We start from the raw sequence: 17,173 nt of genomic DNA, 5'->3' as shown, positions 1-17,173 counted from the left end.
ATCTCGGCAGAGCACAAGCATGGATTGATTTATTTGCCTGGATCCTCTATCTGTACACCGTGGTGGCCTCTGCAGCGGTGCCAATGGAGAGGATCCCAGTTCATGGGCCGGTCATGCAGACCATTGCAGGACTGGGCACGGCGAAGTTTTCAATTTTGACAAGCTCGTCTAGCAATTCCGGCCACCCTGCCCTGGACCTCCTAATCCTGGGAATATCGATCGTTGCCGTCGTCGGCATCATATGGTTCGCAGTCAGGTCCAGGAATAGGCGTGCCTGATAGGGTGCGTCGCACAGCGGATATCCCCCTCTGGATTATTAAGCCGCGGTGAAGCCAAACTAAGGGTACCCCGTTTGCTTCTAGAGCCAGGTCTAACGCAGTCGAGGGAATGTTACTTTTTTACATAGAAAAGCGGAGCATTCAGTACGGCTATTTCTTGGATCAAACTTAAGATCCATGAACTCCAGCGCGTCAAACGCGGGGCCAGGTATCGGCCGGATGGAAAGAGAAGGGTTCATCCAATTAGTTCATTGGCTTCGTAGTCGGCCTCTAGAGCGCCCCTCATGGTCAAGGATTTATACTCTCGCCATCGTTAGATGGAAGGGGAAGTGACCGGCCTTTGAGTGAAATAAAGAGAGTCGTGCTGGACGTGCTGAAGCCGCACCACCCCTCCATCGTGGAGCTGTCCCAGCGCATCAGCGTGCTGGAGGGGATCTCGGGAGTGAATATTACTATCATAGAGGTCGACCAGGATACCGAGACGGTGAAGATCACCATCGAAGGCAACGCCATAGAGTTCGATGACGTGGAAACGGCCATCTCCGAGACTGGGGCGGTGATCCACTCGGTGGACAGCGTGTCTGCGGGCAAGAGGCTGGTCGAGGAAGCGGAAACGGGCCAGGACCGCTGAGGCACCGGCCGGCACGGGGCCCCTGTGGCCGAGGGCCTCTCGGCCTCCCCGCGCGTGCGGTTTTAATTGACAATTCAGATCGGGAAAATGCGCGAGGATGACGCTGCATGTGCCGGCATATCGTGGCAGTACCCGAACGCTGGCGCACGAAGCTTTGCCGGCCCCCTCATTGCTTGGGGACGTGCGGCATCTGCTTGAGGTGCGCGGCGACCTTGTTCAGGAGCTCTGATTTGGGCATGTTGTTCTCTACCAGCAGGAGGCCCTGCTTGTTCCACCACGCCCCGGGGTAGGACTTCCCTTCCTCGATCTTCCAGCTGAGGCCGAGCTTCTCCACCGCTTTGACCATGGATGCTATCTGGGGCTCCGGGACGGCCAGGCCCTTCTTGACCCGGCGTCCCTGCGCCCTTGTTCTGGAAATATCAAAATATTCCGGCCACAGCACCCACGCTTTGTCCGCGTCGAAGGCCATGGTCGGTCAATCCAGTTAAGGATATAAATGGTTTCACTCGGAGATCAGCACGGCGTTGATGGTGCCGTCCTGCCCCGGCCTCGAGGTGATCTTGGCAACCCCGAGCTCGGTCTGGATGGTGGCCCCGCGGTTCATGATGTTACGCTGGACATAGTTGGGGTTGGCGGTGTTGCTCTTCACCGTGACGATCTTGACCCTCTTGACCTGGTTGGTCTTGGGGTCCACGACGTTGGCGAAAGAGGCGCTGAGCATCTTGACCTTGGAGTTGCCGCCCATGGTGCGGTACTTCTTGAGGTTCTCCTCGCCCAAGTTGGTGAACATGGGCTCGCGTCCAATCTCGAAACGCCGCTTCTTTCTGCTTCTGATGAGGCGGCCGCCGCTGGGCTTCCGCTGTGATTTGCCTTGCCAAAGTGCCATACTAATCCTCTGCCACTAAAATAACCCGAATATAAAAGCTTTCCTAGGCCGCTGGCTCGCTCGGGCTCATTCCTCCGCTTTGTCCAGCAGCGTTCCCTTTATCTCGCCGTCGATCTCCAGCAGGGCGGAATATCCGTCCCTGGCCGGGCCGGGGTTCATGAACAGGGTGCCATCCTTCTCCACCATGCCCCTAGCCTCATGGATGTGGCCGGAGAGCACCACCAGCGGGCGGAACTCCTGTACGAGCTTCAGTATCGCATCGCTACCGACATGCATCCCGTTCGGTATGGTGTCATTGAACCCCTTGGGCGGGGCATGGAGCACCATCACTGCGTCCCTCTCCATGAGCGGGCGGAGGTACGACTCTATCTCGCTCTCCTCCATCTCGAAGGGCGTCTCGAAGATAGTTGGGTTCGATCCTCCCAGCCCGATGAAGGTGTACCCTCCCATCACCTCCTTGCGGCGGTGCAGCAGGGTCCCGTGGGCCTCGATCTCCTTGTTCACCCACTCCGGGGGATCGCAGTTGCCGGCCACGGCGTAGATGGGGTGCTCGAGCTTGGCCAGGAACTCCCCGGCCCAGCTCCCCGGCCCGAAATGGGTGATGTCGCCGAGGATGATGATGCCATCCACTTTATATTCCTTCGCCAGCTTATTGGCCCAGGCGGCCACCTTGTCCCGCCCGTGGATGTCCGAGAGCACCAGGAACTTCATATCGTCAACTCCTCATCGTCACAGGCCCAACATCTGCAGGCCTAGGCTCTGGAACACCAGGATGTACGTAGCAAGATATCCCAATATCGCCCCGGTGTTCAGGAAGGGCAACCCGGCCTGGGGGCGCCCCCTCAGCACGAAGCGCATGAGCAGGAGGTAGCCCAGCAGGCCGCCGACAATAGTCCCGATGGCCACCCAGATGTTCGCGGTGAACAGGAGCGAAGGGGTCTCGGGAAGGAACATCGAGGCTGACACCACCAGGATGCCCGGGATGACGGTGTCGCCCAGCCCCATGAAGAACGCCTCCCTTTCCCCGCCCTCGGGGGGCGACAGACCCCGTTCGGAGACGGAATCCATCTTGAAGCCGCGGTCCTTGGGTATGACAAACAGCACCGGCAGGCGCAGGGGGGCCACGCCCTCGGCGAGGGCGACCATGTGCTTGGTCTTGTACACCGAGATGGCGTCGTACACCGCCATGATCACCAGCAGTATGATCACCGGCAGGATGCCCAGGGACATGCCCAGGATGGCGGTGACGCCTATGGCCAGGACGAGGCCGACGGCGTTGATGATGTACCATTCCCCGCTCTTGGCCAGCGCATAGATCATCCCTCCCGCCAGTGCAAGCGAGGCGATGAGCGCGATGTAGCCTTCGTGGTCTACCAGCAGGAACAGCGGCAGGAACACGTACATGATGGTGATGAAGACGCTGACGAAGAAGATGGCCTGCACGATCCTCTCCCGGCCGAACTTGATGAGGATGAGGATGATCCCCGTGACCACCAGCACCAGGAACACGTATATGAGCGGGTTCACCACGTTGTTGGGGTCGGGGAACGCGGCGTACTCTGGCAGGAACAGCGGGGCCAGCAGTACCGCGGCGGCCTGGACGAAGATATAGAAAGCGGCCATGGCCACCATCGGCAGGTACTTTCGCATCGCCGGAACCATGTCCTCCGAGGTAGATAACCGTTCTCACGATGATTCGAGGCATAATATTATCTAGCGGACCGCCGTAAGTTGAACTCGTGAACGCAGGGTTAACAACTAAGGCATTAGATTATCCGGCCAGGCTGGAGAAGGCCAAGGACCTGGCGGACATCTTCGAGATAGTCAAGGATGCGGTCCAGGCGCAGCTGGGACTGTCGCGGGCGGGCCTGATGCTCGGCCTCGCCGAGCTGGGCGGCGACCCCCGTTCCTGGATCGGGGGGCTGTACCCGGTGGCGTCCAACGTCATCGTCATGAACAAGGGGCCCATGGCCCGCATCGCTTCGGAACAGCCGGAGCTGTACAAGCCGTACGTCTTCCACATCCTCCTGCACGAGTTCATACACTCGGTGGGGTACATGGACGAGGCGCTGACCCGCCGCCTCGCGCTGGAGATCAGCGAGGCGCTGTTCGGCAGGGACCACCTCGCCACCAGGATGGCCGCGGACATCGGGCAGTTCTTCCCGTACCTCACCTATCCTGTCCCCACGGCGCCGTCGGAGGGGCACGACTTCGAGCTGGTGAAGGGGTTTGACCGCTCCAGCTGCAACTATATCTTCTGAGGCCTTTTCTCGGGCGCGGAGCGCCCCTCTTTTTAAAAATAGGGTTATGCGGGCCAGAGGCCCGAAGGAATTCACTTGGTGACGTCTTCCTGGGACTGCACCGCGAAGGCCACGTTTCCGGAGATCTTCTGGATCTTGACCTTCACGCGCGCTCCCCTGGCGGCGCCGGGGACGTATATGACATACTTGTCCAGCTTCGCCACCCCATCTCCCTTGCGGCCGACGTCCTCGACCATGACCTCGTACACTCCGCCTTCCTTGATGCCCTCGTCCTCGGAGGTCCTCACGGACCTTCTGACATGGACCGGGCGGTGGGCGCCGCAGGCGTCGCACTCCAGAACGAGGATGCGCCCTTCCTTGACTATTCGGGTGTCAGGGCGGCCGCACTCGGAGCACAGAACGAACGTATCGGTGTAGCCCATGATCCTGTCGGCGACCTGGGCCGGGGTGAGCTTGGCCTTGAGGACCAGTCTCTGCCCCTCAATGAAGCCGGGGGTGCCGAGCTCGCGCAACAGGTACTGGAGCAGGTGCTCCGGCTCTCGCCGCAGCGCATCGATGATGGCGCCGAAGTTCCTCACTACGGTGATCTTCCCCTCCAGGAAGATGTCCGGCTCCGGCACCTTGAACCTCTCATGCTTTTCAATGGTCTCGGGCAGGCTGACCTTGGCCCGCTCCAGAAGTGATAGGTAATCGTCATCAGGCATGGTAATCCCTCCTCTCAAGTTGCTCCGCTGATATAAACCTAGCCATTACTGCTGTGGCTATGGCGTCCTTCCTGCCCTCAGCATACAAGGCTATTTAACCATCGGGTTCGATGAATTATTATCAGTGGGGAGAATACTCGTGAACCAGTTACCGAGCGCATTCGTTCTCAACATGGAGACCAACGGACTAGGCATGGCTAGGATGCTGGGGCGCAGAGGCATTCGCGTGGTCGGAGTAGACCATCGTCCGGATCTGCCGGGCATGCACTCCAAGTTCGTGAGGCCGCTGTTGTGCGGGAGCATAGTGAAGGAGCCGGATACGGTCCTCGAGGAGATCCTGGAGGAAGGAGAGAGGCTTGGCGAGAGGCCGGTCCTCTTCGCCGCTTCGGACCCCGCCGTACTGTTCATTTCCAGGAACCGGAACAAGCTGGCCCAGCGATTCGAGCTTATCGCCCCGCCCGAGAAGGTGGTGGAGTCCATGATCAACAAGCGCCTGCAGTATGAGGAGGCGGTGCGATTGGGCATACCCATGACCGAGACCTTCTATCCTCGCTCGATGGATGAGCTCGAGGAGGGTATGCGGAGGCTGCGCTTCCCCGCGTTCATAAAGCCGCTGTACTCGCACCTGTGGTACCCGATCTTCGGCAACAAAGGCTTCGTGATCAAGGACGCCGAGGAGCTCCGGGAGAAGATGGCGGCGATACTGGACAAAGGCCAGGAGGTCATGGTCCAGGACATCATATGGCCTCCCGGAAAGGGGTTCTATAACGCGGGGGCCTACATAGGCCGGAACGGGTACGTCTCACCGGTGCTCACCTGGCAGAAGGTCAGGCAATATCCCCCCAACTTTGGGGTCGCCTCGCTGGCAATGAGCTGCCACCAGCCCGAGGTGGCCGAGCTCGGCATGAAGTTCATGAGGGGGCTGGGCTACCAGGGGATAGCCTCAGTGGGCTTCAAGATGGACGAACGGGACGGCGGATGGAAGCTTATCGAGCTGAACGCGCGCACCTGGATGGCGCACGAGCTGTCCGATGGGGCGGGACTGCCCCTCATCTACCTGCAATATCTTGACCTGGCAGGTTTGCCGAAGCCCGAACTGAAAGACTTCCGCGATGGGGTCCGATGGTGGGACGGGATGAGCGACACCGATTCGTTCTGGCGGTTGCGCCGCAGGGGGGCCATCACCACCGTCCAATGGCTCCGCTCCTGGCTCGGTTCGGACATTCATTCTCACTATGCCTCTGACGACCTCCGGCCGGTGCTCTATCGGGTCCGCTTCGGCGTCAACCTGGCGAAGCTGGCGATATATCTCATGAGAATGAAGGTCGACGAAGATGACGTGACCGCCCGAATCGGGTCGTCCCCGTCCCCGGCCGTCCAGGGAACGCCGTATGCGGCGGACATCAAGGTTGAAAATAGCGTGACCGATGCCGGCTCGGCGAAAGGTCCGACATAATGAGCACAGGATGTCCTCAGTGGCCATCAGCTTACTTGAGGACCAATCGTCTATAATGGAACACGCTGTCCGGGCAAGCCTCCTCACACCTCCGGCAGGCAGTACCAAGGCACCTTCCTGAATCAACCGTGAAATCACCGTCGGATGCGGATAGCGCGTTCTCCGGACAAGCTCGCATGCAGAGAAGGCAGCGTGCGCAATCCCAGCTTCCCCTCAGGTGCACGTCGGGCTCCATCATCTTCAATGAGCCGCCGATGTCCCAAATATCGGTGCGGTGGCGCTTCTCCACCGTCACATCGGCATCGGACCCTCCCGGTATCGATATCCCCATTGCGGCAATGTTGCTTAGATAGGTCTCCCACGGCATTCCTTCGGTCCAGTACCCCAATTCCTGGACATATATGCCGGAAAACGTTGCGGATGATGCGAACATGACGTGGTGGGAAGCCAGGTCTGCGCTCATAGTGTTCAGCTCGTCGATCAGATCGGGCTCGAGGGCAAGGTCTTTGGCCAGCTCAAGAGAGGTATTGCCGATCTGTACGATGTTCCGGACTTTGGCCGGCACCAGCCCTATCGAGCGGGCCTTCACGGCGTCCACATATGTTCCGCTGGCCCCGGCCATGTACATCCTCTGCAGTTCATCGGACCCTATGCCCGCCTCATGGAGCAGGGTCAATTGCCCCGCACGTATCGCTCCGATTGCTTTGCCAGCTTCATTGAGGTCCTGCTCAGTGAACCTTATCCTTCTGTCCAGGCGGATCTCCCCGCCGGTGATGCGGGGAGGGTGTATCCTCTCGCACTGCATGCCGGCATAAATTAGGGCCATCACCCCCGTGCCGGTGATGCCTCTGGCCTTCAGGCCCTGACACTTGCATGTGTCGCCTCTCAAGCTCACCATGGAGCCTGTCTGCGGTTCGAACGCCTCGTTCAACACCATGGTCCGCCAGCCTTCTGAGGTCTGCACCAGATCGCTGATAGCTCCCGGGGATGCAAGCAAGCCTGCCTGGATGTGCTGTCCCTCCATGGCCGGTCCCGCAGCGGCCGATCCACTGAAGATGTCGTCGCCGACCTTCAGGGCCATCTCCGCGTTGGTGCCGTAGTCCGTTACCATGCACACATCATCGGACAGAAACCCCGATTTGATCATCATGGCCAGAGCGTCCGCGCCTACCTCGTGCCTCACCGAAGGCGGAATGATGACATCGACATCAACGCTCAGGCCGACGGCATCCCCCCGGATCACGTGCCCCTTTCGGTCCGGGGCCGCCACGCCGCTGGATGCCAGGAGGTTTTTCCCGGCATAAGCCAGGTCCCTGATCTCGATCCCCTCGAAGATGGAGAGCTGGATCGGGTTGCCGCAAACGGCGACCCTCTCCAGATCCACCGGCGCAAGCATATCGACCACCTGCTCCACGGCCTGCGCCATGATCCCGTGGGCCAGTTCCTGACCCTGTTCTATGGCAAAGCTAAGGTGGTCCATGACATTGGCGCCGGGGAGCGGGTTGCGAGAGAGGATGAACGTCCGCAGGACCTTCTTGCGCTGCAGGTCAAGCAATTGCCCCCTTAACCCGCTCGTACCGATGTCCAACGATATCGCGTGCGTCAAGCTCCCTCCGCCGTTATGGTCACCACCGTTTCCACATGGTTCTCTTGGTCATGTTCCAGATATGTTACCTCTCTTGTTTCCGTGACTAGATCGTATCTTCTCACTCTGCTTCGATCCATATAATCGCACAGGGCGGCTTTGCCTATGTCGGAGGCGAAGGCGACGGCCTCGTCCTTGTCGCGGAAGACCCGCACCCCTCCTCAGTGGTGACATGAAAGAACCGCTCCTCGTCCCCATCGACGTACTTAACCTCGCTCCTGACGATAACATCCTTCCTGCCGTAGACGCCGGTGCTGACGGCCCCGACAGCGTTCCCCACATCATGATCATGGGGAATGATGATTTCTGAGCACACCCGTTCGGCAATTAGGTCTAGAAAATTGCGGACCGGCGCCCCTATGCCAACAATTGGTAGGGCGATGGTAAACTTCGTGCTTAGGAGCCCGCCGCCTTTTATAAGGTCATCTGACCCCTCCGGCAGGTCCTTGCCCAAGGCTGCGCTCAGGACGACCCTCAACAGCCTGGCGCGGATCATCTCTTCGATGTCAGCGCGAAGGGAGGCGATGGGCCGTTCGCACACCCTTGCCAGAGCCTCAAGGGCGGCCCGAGCGATCGCCGCATCCCCAAAATCGCTCTTACCCTGGTCGCGGAAGAGGTCGGTGGGAGTGATGCCGACGGTACGCTCATTATCCTGATAAAGGAACGAGCGGTCCCGAAGCATCGCATTGGCGTCAGGGGCGAGGCACAGTGGCTGGACCGCCCGTGAGCCCAGCATCGCGCGCCCGTCCTCGCAGAAGATCTCCGTATCGCCTCCCAGTGCTATGGTGCGAAGGTCCAGCGATCCTGTCCTGAGGCGGGACCCTCCTACTCGCGCTCCCTCTGAAGCGATCCTCACCCTCCCTTTCCTCACCACGGCGACGTCCGTGGTGGTCCCTCCGATGTCAATGACCAGAGCGTCCCTGGTCCCAGCAAGCGCGGTCGCTCCCATCGCGCTCGCGGCTGGGCCGGAAAGGACGGTAAATATCGGCCGCAGGCGCGCCTCCTCGGTCGACACAAGGGTTCCATCCCCCCTCAATGCGTAAGTGATGGTGTCAGGGACACCAGTGGCGTCCTCGATACCCTCTATGAACGCGCTCATCAGGTGCATGAGCTCGGCGTTCTTTGCCGCCAGGAACAGCCTCTCTTCAGCCCCGAGCGTCCCGGCAAGGTCGCTCCCTCTAACTACCGTGGCCCCAGGTAGCATCCTGATGACCTCCTCCGCCACCAGTTTCTCGTGCTCGGGGTTCCTCGATCCAAAGTACCCGGAGACGGCGAACGAGCGCATCCTCGTGCCGTTCAATTTGGACCTGAGGGTATCCATGTCGACGGGACACGTCTCCTCCCCCATAGGATCATGTCTGCCTGCGATCACCAAGGTCTCTGACGCATAGTCCACCGATCGGGAGGGGGTCAGACCGATGCTTATCGCGCATACATCCTTCTCGGTCCCCTCCACCATGGCATTGGTAGCCAGCGTGGTGGAGACGCAAAAGTTCGACAGTATCGCAGGAGACGGAACATGGAGGGCGGAATAGCACCGCATCACGCTCCCCGCTACGTCCCCTTTCACCGTTCGGACTTTTGCCTTTCTGACGATCTCTCCGCTCTTGTCTTCGACCAAGACACCGTCTGTACAGGTCCCTCCGACGTCGATCCCCAGCTTGATGAGGACACCTCCCGTAAAGAAAAAGGGGTTTGTTCAACGGAGCTTTTCCCGTACCTCCTTCCAATCCTTGCCCGAGCAGACCTCCGTGGCGATCTTCACGGCATCCAGGGGAGAACGGCCATATATGGCGTGGCCGAAGGTCTCCACGAAGTTCTTGGAGACCGCTGCCCCGCCGCAGGCGATGGGTGCCCTGATCCCCTCTTCCTCCAGCGTCTCGGCGGTCCTCTTGAGCCCACTTTTGGTGGTGCTCATCAATGTCGAGCCGCTAATCATATCGAGGCCATGCTCCTTGGCAGCGGCGACGACCTTCGCCACGGGTACGTCCCTCCCCAGGTCCATGACCTCGAACCCGTTGGCCCTGAGGATGGCCACGACGATGTTCTTGCCGATGTCATGCAGATCGCCTTCGGCCACGAACGTCGCTACCTTGCCCTTCCTGGGTACATCGCCGAGCTTGTCCTGGCAAAGGGATATGCCGCCCAGCATGGCATCGTTGGACATGAGGATTTCCGGCACGAATGCTTTCCCCTGATCATACAGCTCGCAGAGCGTCTGGATGCCGGGCATGAGGGCGTTCGTTACCAGGTTCACAGGGTCTTTTCCCTGCTTTAGAGAGGCCTCCACGAGCTCCTTCACCCGCTGCCTTTTGCCGGAGATGACCGCATCAGAGATCGCCGCGTAGGATGCCTCCCGGGGGCGGTGTTTGTTCCTAATATCATCGATGCTGGCTTGTTTGGAGGACCTGTTCGATGCATTGTATCCAAGCTCGGCCAGCATGCCTTCGTTGATAAGCCGCCGGTACCTCTCCGGGTCTTTCGTTCTCATCTCCAGCATCTCTTCCGCCAGCAGGCCCAAGTGCCTCGTCATTGAATGCTGCCCCCCACGCTCTCTGTCTTCATCTGGCGAGCCTTGCCGGCGCCGATCTCGCGGACCATGTCCTCGATGTCATCGTAGTCCGGGATGGGTGTTTCCCTGCACGCCCTGACGTATGCCTTCAGGTTCTCCAAGGGGGTGCCATAGGATACGTCACAGGCGGAGCCGACCACGTCCACGCCCTGCTTTATACACTCCACGGTGCGGGCGTACACCTGCTCCGGGGTGCCGTTGGGCATCAGGTCGATGACGTCAAGGCTGCCCAAGATGGACATCCTGTTCCCCAGGGCCTTGCGCACGTACCAGGCGGGCACGTTGTCGAAGGAGAAGCAGTCAAGATTGCTCTCCCGGATGTATGGCAGCAGCGCCCTGGTGTTCCCGCAGATGTGCAGGATCTGGGGGCAGCTGATGCTGGACGCCATCTTCTGATGGTAGGGCAGGACGAATTCCTTGTACGTCTCACCGGAGATGAGGTCCCCCGAGGCAGACGGGTCAGCGGGGAAGAGGATGTGGGCCCCGTAAGCGGTCTGCAGCCTGCCGTACTCGATGCAGAAGTCGGTGGCGGCGGAGATGAACTTGTGCGCCTTGTCTGGATCGGTCACGGTCATCATCACCAGGTTCTCCACCCCTGCTATGTGCCCCGCCACGGTGAACGGGGCCGTTAGCACGGGAATTATGGGAAGGTTTCCGTCGTAGCGCTTCCTCAATATGTCGATGGCGCCGAGGACAACGGGGATCCGTCCCGTCTCCTCGAGATTGTCTGGCCAGGTGATATCTTTGGGATCGGTATAGGCCGGACCTGTGACCGGCGGCCGGTCAGGCTTGTTCCAATCCAGCTTGCAGCCCAGGACCTCCGCTTCCAGCGAAATATCGAATTGAGGCCTGGCCGCTTCGATGCCGCACACTTCGAACGGGGCGGCGGCCAGATCTGCCATCATCTTGGAATCATAGTGTGCATTTGGCCACTTCGCATCAGCGAATTTCATCAACTCCATGGTCGTCTGAGCAAGCGGATTGGCAGGAGGGACATAATCCACCCTGCCACCCAATACTGCGGAGAGCGCTCTCCGCGTTGGTGTCATTTCCGAAGCCACATTCTCTCCTCCCTGTCTGGGGCCGTTATGCGTTTTAGAATATTGCTTACGGCCCAGCTATTTCATTGGCCTGTGACGATATTTATATCTAATTACTACCTGTCTGCGTAACCTTTAAGGAAGAAAAAAGAAGGGGGGGTCGGAAGCATCCCTTCATCCCGTTGGGCAAATCGGATAGAGGCTCCCGAAGGCCTGCGCCGCTGTTAATGCGCCGCCCGCGTGTTCACGGGACCGGATCAGAAGCCGTTGGTCTTCTCAGCGCACTTGGCCCTGTGCTTCAGGGCGGCCTTGACCAGGCCCAGGTGCAACGGGGACGGCTTCCCCGGGCGGGACTTGAACTCGGGGTGGAACTGCGAGGCCACGAAGTAGGGATGCCCCTCCATCTCCCCGATCTCCATCTTGACGCCGTCCTCGGAGCGACCGGTAAACTTCCAGCCGCACGACTCCAGGGCGGGGATGAACTCCGGGTTCACCTCGAAGCGGTGGCGGTGCCTCTCCCATATCTCGGTGCTGTCGTACAGTTCATGGGCCTTGGAATCCTCGGCCACCAGCACCTTCTGGGCGCCCAGGCGCATGGACGCGCCCTTGCTGGTCACGCCCTTCTGCTCGGGAAGCAGGTCGACGACAGGGTACGGCGTATCGGGGTCCAGCTCGGTGGAGTGCGCACCGGCCATGCCCAGCACGTCCCGGGCGATCTCGATGGTCGCGATCTGGAACCCCAGGCACACCCCCAGATAGGGGATGCTGTTCTCCCTGGCGTACCTCGCGGTGATGATCTTGCCCTCTATCCCGCGGCTGCCGAAGCCTCCGGGGATGAGGATGGCGTCAGCCGAGGCCAGCTCCTTGCTGATGCCGTCCTGCTCTACCTTCTCGGAATCGAAGAACCTGCATTCCACTCTGGTCCCCAGTTCGGCGCCGGCGTGGTGGAACGCCTCAAGATGCGAGAGATAGGCGTCGGCCAAGTGGGTGTACTTTCCCACGATGGCGACCCTTACGGTGTTGGCCGGGTACAGGATGCGGTCCAGGAACTCCCTCCAGTCCCGGAGGTCCTTGGTCTGCGCTTCCAAGCTCAGGCGCTTCAGGATATAGTCGGTCAGACCCTGCTCCTCCAGTATGACCGGGACCTCGTAGATGGACTTGGCGTCGGGACAGGACACCACCGCTTCGAGCGGAACGTCGCAGAACAAGGATATCTTGCGCTTTATGGAATATTCCAATGGCTCACAGGCCCTGGCCACGATGATGTCCGGCTGTATGCCGATGGCCCGCAGCTCCTTCACCGAGTGCTGGGTTGGCTTCGTTTTCTGCTCGCCGACGGTCCCCAGCATGGGCACGAGGGTGGTGTGGACATAGATGCAGTTGGCCCCCCTCCCCATGTCGGTGTTCATCTGCCGGACCGCTTCCAGGAAAGGCATAGACTCAATGTCGCCCACCGTGCCGCCGAGCTCGACGATGCACACGTCGGCCCCGGTGCCCTCCGCCACCCTGATGATATGTCCCTTGATCTCGTTGGTGATGTGCGGGATGATCTGCACCGTCTTGCCGAGGTACTCCCCGATCCTCTCCTTCTCTATGACGGATCGGTAGACCTTGCCGGTGGTGAGATTATGATCGCTGCTGACCTCGATGTCCAGGAACCTCTCGTAGTTGCCTAGGTCCAGGTCCACCTCGCCGCCGTCGTTGAGGACATAGACCTCCCCGTGCTCGAACGGGTTCATGGTGCCGGCGTCAATGTTCAGGTAGGGATCGATCTTGATGGCCGTGACCCTCAGGCCGCGGGATTTGAGAAGCCGGCCGATCGAAGAAGCGGTGATGCCCTTTCCCAATCCGGAAATGACACCCCCAGTGACGAAAATATATTTCATCGTCTCCATGGGATTGGCCAATAATGCTGTGGAGTATTTAGCGTTTCCGAATGGCTGGATGATGTCCAGAACGATAAGTGCTGGACAACTGTAGAACCCAGCTTCCGCTGGATATCTAGAATAATAAAAAACTAGACAATGACGTTCGATGCATTTTGGTGCTTGGAATCCTACCTAGGAATTGGGCAGGAAAAGGCACTAGGGCCTCTCCTTGCTTGTTGATTACGTAGGAGGTGATCCATCTGCAGGTTCCCCTACAGATACCTTGTTACGACTTAACCCTCCTTGCTGAATCTCAGTTCGAAAGCCCCAATAAGAAACATCCTCACTGAAACCCAACTCGGGTGGTTTGACGGGCGGTGTGTGCAAGGAGCAGGGGCATATTCACCGCTTGATGTTGACAAGCGATTACTACGGAATCCAGCTTCATGGGGGCGGGTTACAGCCCCCAATCCGAACTATGGACGGGTTTCAGGATTGTCTCCACCTTTCGGTGTCGAAGCCCATTGTCCCGTCCTTTGTAGCGCGCGTGTTGCCCAGGGGATTCGGGGCATACGGACCTACCGTTGACCTCTCCTTCCTCTGACTTAGCGCCAGCGGTCCCATTAATGTGCGCCCCCTCCGGAGAAGGGACTAGCAATTAATGGTGAGGGTCTCGTTCGTTATCTCACTTAAGAGAACGCCTTACGGTACGAACTGACGACGGCCATGCACCACCTCTCGGAAAATCAGGTAAAGTCATCGGCTTGACCTTCATATATCCGTCGCTCCTGGTGAGTTTTTCGGCGTTGAATCCAATTGAACCGCACGCTCCTCCCGTTGCGGTGCTCCCCCGCCAATTCCTTTAAGTTTCATCCTTGCGGACATACTCCCCAAGCAGCAGGCTTAACAACTTCTCTCCGGCACTGGGCGCCCACTAAGGACCCCCAACACCAAGCCCGCAGCGTTTACACCCTGGACTACCGGGGTATCTAATCCCGTTTGCGCCCCAGGGCTTCGTCCCTCACCGTCGGATCCGTTCTAGTCAGACGCCTTCGCCACCGGTGGTCCTTCCAGGATTACAGGATTTTACCCCTACCCCAGAAGTACCTCTGACCTCTCCCGGTCCCAAGTCTCCCAGTCTCCCCGGAATTCGGACAGTTGAGCTGCCCGATTTACCCAAGGATTTAGAAGACCGGCTACGGACGTTTTAGGCTCAATAATATCGACCACCACTTGGGGCGCGGGTATTACCGCGGCGGCTGGCACCCGTCTTACCCGCCCCTTACTTCTCCTGTTTTTTAGACAGAAGAACAGCCAACACAAAGTGCTGGCACTTGGAATTCCCTCGTCGGGGTTTCCCCCATTGCGAAGTTTTCGCGACTGCTGCGCCCCGTAGGGCCTGGACTCATGTCTCAGAGTCCATCTCTGGGCTCCCTCTCTCAAGGCCCATATCCGTCACGGGCTAGTGGGTCCATTACACCCACTACTGCCTGATAGACCGCAGACCAATCCTAAGGCACCGGAGTTTTCGGCCTAGTAGCATTCCAGCATGCTAGACCTATGGGGTATTATCCTCAGTTTCCCGAGATTATCCCCCACCTTAGGGCATGTTATCCACGTGTTACTGAGCGGTCTGCCGAGACCTTACGTCTCTCGACTCGCATGTCTTAATCGTATTCCAATAGCGGTGGCCGCCGGCAGGATCAACCGGAATCCATTCCTTAAGCAACAGAAGTTGCCGAAGGACAACACACTTTAAAGATTGGCAGGATTTCCAAGTTTCACCAGCGTAACCACGCTGATATTATCTTGTTTTGCTTTGATTTGGGTTACTTGCATCGAACGTCAGAACCAAGAGTGCACGCGTGATGATACGCGGAGATCTTAGTTCTCCATGTCTTTTGTCCAAGCGCTTTGGATACGATCGCATCATTGCCGGCCTTTCGACCGTCGCTCTGGACCGTTTCGCAGCGTTGGTTGCTGTTGAACGCAGCTTTCCCTCAAATACAGAGGTTGTATATAAGCGTTTGCACGCCCCTATACTGCATTCATCCGAACAGATGTGTACTCATATGCTCCCACATCTTCCGGTATTTCCTACTAAATCGGATGTCCTATTTAACCGTTTCTGATGTCATATCCAGATGTGCTTTTCTCAGGGTTAGAAAGCCAGCACATCCGGGCCTATATCTCATCTGGCAGAACGCTTTCCAATGTATATATACAATATGTCGCGACTGATGACGACTCCGAATAAATCTCTCTGGAAAGACCCGCCCTAGAGGTTGTTTGATGCAAGAAATCCACCTTCTTGAGCGGTTTCGGAACGTCGGCGGGCGCCCCGGCCGGCCCACTGGGCCGTCAAAGGCGGGGGACGGCCCCCGTCCTCCGCGACGAAGATCCGCCGGGGCCGCAACTGTGGCGGTGTTGCCGTCCTGGATCGAAAGGAGGACCTGGCCGAACTCAGTGATGGCCACATTCAGCTGAACGTGACGTCCAGCATCATCATGATCACGAACCCTATTAGTAGGCTTATCGTCGGCAGGTCCGAGCTTCCATGCAGGCGGGATTCGGGTATGACCTCCTCGCCGACCACAAATATCATCGCGCCCGCCGCAAAGGCCAGAGCGTAGGGGAGTATTGGCTGGGCAGCTATCACCAGGACCGCTCCCGCCACCGCGGCGATCGGCTCGACCATGCCCGAGAGCTGGCCGTACCAGAAGCTCTTCAGCTTAGAGCATCCTTCCCCGTGCAACGGGGCGGAAACGGCAAACCCCTCTGGAAAGTTCTGTATCCCTATGCCCATGGCCAGGGCGATGGCGGCTCCCATCCCGTCCCCCGAAACGATCGCGCCGAAGGCCACTCCGACCGCCAGCCCCTCGGGGACGTTGTGCATGGTGATGGCGATCACCAGGAGGGTCGTCCTTCTGAGATGTGACCTGGGCCCCTCGACCCTCGGCTCCCCGTCGCCGATATGCATGTGAGGGAGGGCCCGGTTGAGCCCATACAGCGTAAAGCCTCCCGCCAGGAACCCGATGACCACGGGCACGCAGGCCTGGAATCCCTCGGCCCCCGTCATCTCCAGGGCCGGGAGGAGCAGCGACCAGAAGCTGGCAGCTATCATGACGCCCGCGGCGAACCCCAGCATGATATCCAGCTTGCGGCGGTTCATGTCACGTACCAGGAACACCGCGGCGGCCCCAAGGGCGGTCATGCCCCATGTGAACAAGCTGGCAAGCAGTGCCAATACGATCGGGTCCAGTCCGTAGAGGTCAATCATGATGGTCGTCCTCAGGACAAATGGTGTCGCACTATTAAAATTTAGGTCATCCTAAATCATTGATCTGGAAGGTTTTCTCGATGGACCTCGTACGAACTGTCATTCCTTCCTATGCGCGAGAACCCGTCCGAATCCCTGAGATCCTCTCCAGTCGGTCACGGACTCCTGGGGAATGCAGATGATTGGATGCCCTTCATACCTGACCATGCGTCAGCATACGAAAAGGTTTAAGTGTGGCTTGATATTGTGAGGCGCAAAGCGGAGGTGGCCCAGCCCGGTAAGGCGCAGGATTGCTAATCCTGTGACCGTCTGGTCTCGTGGGTTCAAATCCCACCCTTCGCGCCACTCTTTTGTCCAGTATGTCGTTAACGCCTGTTAAGTCGAGGGTATTTCATCGATGTGCAAAACCTCTTCCTTTTATATTTTTCAGCTGATATGTGGAACGGAAATGAAGCGAGACCACGCTATCCTGCTAGGCATGGTAGCGATCGTCATTGTTGCCGTGGCCATAGCTGCGGCCAGCAACATGTTCCAGCCGACCGGGGCGGAGCC

14 protein-coding genes, 1 tRNA gene and 1 rRNA gene are annotated in these 17,173 nt (G+C 58.9%); 4 read left to right on the top strand and 12 right to left on the bottom strand.

Going from position 1 to position 17,173, the window contains the following annotated elements:
* The first annotated feature begins 618 nt into the window (after positions 1–618).
* A complete protein-coding gene (locus WYS_RS06985) occupies positions 619–909 on the top strand; it encodes a DUF211 domain-containing protein (protein ID WP_026068901.1) in 291 nt (96 codons plus the stop codon).
* Between the two features lie 166 nt (positions 910–1,075).
* Here the strand turns inward: WYS_RS06985 and WYS_RS06980 are convergent, their stop codons facing one another.
* The 4 genes from WYS_RS06980 to WYS_RS14660 form a co-directional block, all read right to left on the bottom strand.
* Entirely contained in the window at positions 1,076–1,378 is a 303-nt protein-coding gene (locus WYS_RS06980) for a signal recognition particle subunit SRP19/SEC65 family protein (protein ID WP_019177450.1), read from the bottom strand.
* Between the two features lie 33 nt (positions 1,379–1,411).
* A complete protein-coding gene (locus tag WYS_RS06975) occupies positions 1,412–1,795 on the bottom strand; it encodes a 30S ribosomal protein S8e (protein ID WP_026068900.1) in 384 nt (127 codons plus the stop codon).
* 66 nt (positions 1,796–1,861) lie between these two features.
* Positions 1,862–2,506, bottom strand: a complete 645-nt coding sequence (locus tag WYS_RS06970) for a metallophosphoesterase family protein (RefSeq protein WP_019177448.1) — start codon at positions 2,504–2,506, stop codon at positions 1,862–1,864.
* An 18-nt stretch (positions 2,507–2,524) separates the two neighbouring features.
* The gene (locus WYS_RS14660) at positions 2,525–3,445 is read right to left on the bottom strand and encodes a presenilin family intramembrane aspartyl protease PSH (RefSeq protein ID WP_019177447.1); all 921 of its coding nucleotides are present in this window, start codon (positions 3,443–3,445) and stop codon (positions 2,525–2,527) included.
* An 89-nt stretch (positions 3,446–3,534) separates the two neighbouring features.
* Between WYS_RS14660 and WYS_RS06960 the strand changes: the two genes are divergently transcribed.
* Positions 3,535–4,056 (top strand): hypothetical protein, encoded by a 522-nt coding sequence (locus WYS_RS06960; protein WP_019177446.1) that lies wholly within the window; start codon positions 3,535–3,537, stop codon positions 4,054–4,056.
* Positions 4,057–4,127: 71 nt separating this feature from the next.
* Here WYS_RS06960 and WYS_RS06955 read toward each other — a convergent pair whose 3' ends face one another.
* Positions 4,128–4,760, bottom strand: coding sequence for a translation initiation factor IF-2 subunit beta (locus WYS_RS06955; protein WP_019177445.1), 633 nt, complete (start codon positions 4,758–4,760; stop codon positions 4,128–4,130).
* 139 nt (positions 4,761–4,899) lie between these two features.
* On the opposite strand from WYS_RS06955, the gene WYS_RS06945 reads away from it, so the two are divergent.
* Positions 4,900–6,216, top strand: a complete 1,317-nt coding sequence (locus WYS_RS06945; protein WP_147654344.1) for a carboxylate--amine ligase — start codon at positions 4,900–4,902, stop codon at positions 6,214–6,216.
* 31 nt (positions 6,217–6,247) lie between these two features.
* On the opposite strand, the gene WYS_RS06940 is transcribed toward WYS_RS06945, so the two are convergent.
* From WYS_RS06940 to WYS_RS06910, 7 genes are all read right to left on the bottom strand, one after another.
* Positions 6,248–7,822 (bottom strand): methylamine methyltransferase corrinoid protein reductive activase, encoded by a 1,575-nt coding sequence (locus WYS_RS06940; RefSeq protein WP_026068898.1) that lies wholly within the window; start codon positions 7,820–7,822, stop codon positions 6,248–6,250.
* A 142-nt stretch (positions 7,823–7,964) separates the two neighbouring features.
* Positions 7,965–9,515: a hydantoinase/oxoprolinase family protein gene (locus WYS_RS06935; protein ID WP_272898440.1), complete on the bottom strand. Its 1,551-nt coding sequence runs from the start codon at positions 9,513–9,515 to the stop codon at positions 7,965–7,967.
* Positions 9,516–9,560: 45 nt separating this feature from the next.
* Positions 9,561–10,394, bottom strand: a complete 834-nt coding sequence (locus WYS_RS06930; RefSeq protein ID WP_019177442.1) for a cobalamin-dependent protein — start codon at positions 10,392–10,394, stop codon at positions 9,561–9,563.
* Positions 10,391–11,494: an MtaA/CmuA family methyltransferase gene (locus WYS_RS06925; protein WP_026068896.1), complete on the bottom strand. Its 1,104-nt coding sequence runs from the start codon at positions 11,492–11,494 to the stop codon at positions 10,391–10,393. Before WYS_RS06925 ends, WYS_RS06930 begins: the two co-directional genes overlap by 4 nt.
* Before the next feature lie 236 nt (positions 11,495–11,730).
* Positions 11,731–13,359, bottom strand: a complete 1,629-nt coding sequence (pyrG, locus tag WYS_RS06920) for a glutamine hydrolyzing CTP synthase (protein WP_026068895.1) — start codon at positions 13,357–13,359, stop codon at positions 11,731–11,733.
* Between the two features lie 228 nt (positions 13,360–13,587).
* A 16S ribosomal RNA gene (locus WYS_RS06915) occupies positions 13,588–15,055 on the bottom strand.
* Between the two features lie 765 nt (positions 15,056–15,820).
* Positions 15,821–16,624: a ZIP family metal transporter gene (locus tag WYS_RS06910; protein ID WP_026068894.1), complete on the bottom strand. Its 804-nt coding sequence runs from the start codon at positions 16,622–16,624 to the stop codon at positions 15,821–15,823.
* A gap of 255 nt (positions 16,625–16,879) precedes the next feature.
* On the opposite strand from WYS_RS06910, the gene WYS_RS06905 reads away from it, so the two are divergent.
* Positions 16,880–16,966, top strand: a tRNA-Ser gene (locus WYS_RS06905).
* Positions 16,967–17,173 lie beyond the last annotated feature (207 nt).

The organism is Methanomassiliicoccus luminyensis B10 (assembly GCF_000308215.1).
Taxonomy (GTDB): Archaea; Thermoplasmatota; Thermoplasmata; order Methanomassiliicoccales; family Methanomassiliicoccaceae; genus Methanomassiliicoccus; species Methanomassiliicoccus luminyensis.
This window is presented reverse-complemented; position numbering and strand designations above follow the sequence as displayed.

What these genes read in the sequence shown, in the direction of transcription:
- WYS_RS06980 (WP_019177450.1), bottom strand. Translation starts at nt 1,378, where the DNA reads ATGGCCTTCGACGCGGACAAAGCGTGGGTGCTGTGGCCGGAATATTTT.
- WYS_RS06975 (WP_026068900.1), bottom strand. Translation starts at nt 1,795, where the DNA reads ATGGCACTTTGGCAAGGCAAATCACAGCGGAAGCCCAGCGGCGGCCGC.
- WYS_RS06970 (WP_019177448.1), bottom strand. Translation starts at nt 2,506, where the DNA reads ATGAAGTTCCTGGTGCTCTCGGACATCCACGGGCGGGACAAGGTGGCC.
- WYS_RS14660 (WP_019177447.1), bottom strand. Translation starts at nt 3,445, where the DNA reads ATGCGAAAGTACCTGCCGATGGTGGCCATGGCCGCTTTCTATATCTTC.
- WYS_RS06955 (WP_019177445.1), bottom strand. Translation starts at nt 4,760, where the DNA reads ATGCCTGATGACGATTACCTATCACTTCTGGAGCGGGCCAAGGTCAGC.
- WYS_RS06930 (WP_019177442.1), bottom strand. Translation starts at nt 10,394, where the DNA reads ATGACGAGGCACTTGGGCCTGCTGGCGGAAGAGATGCTGGAGATGAGA.
- pyrG (WP_026068895.1), bottom strand. Translation starts at nt 13,359, where the DNA reads ATGAAATATATTTTCGTCACTGGGGGTGTCATTTCCGGATTGGGAAAG.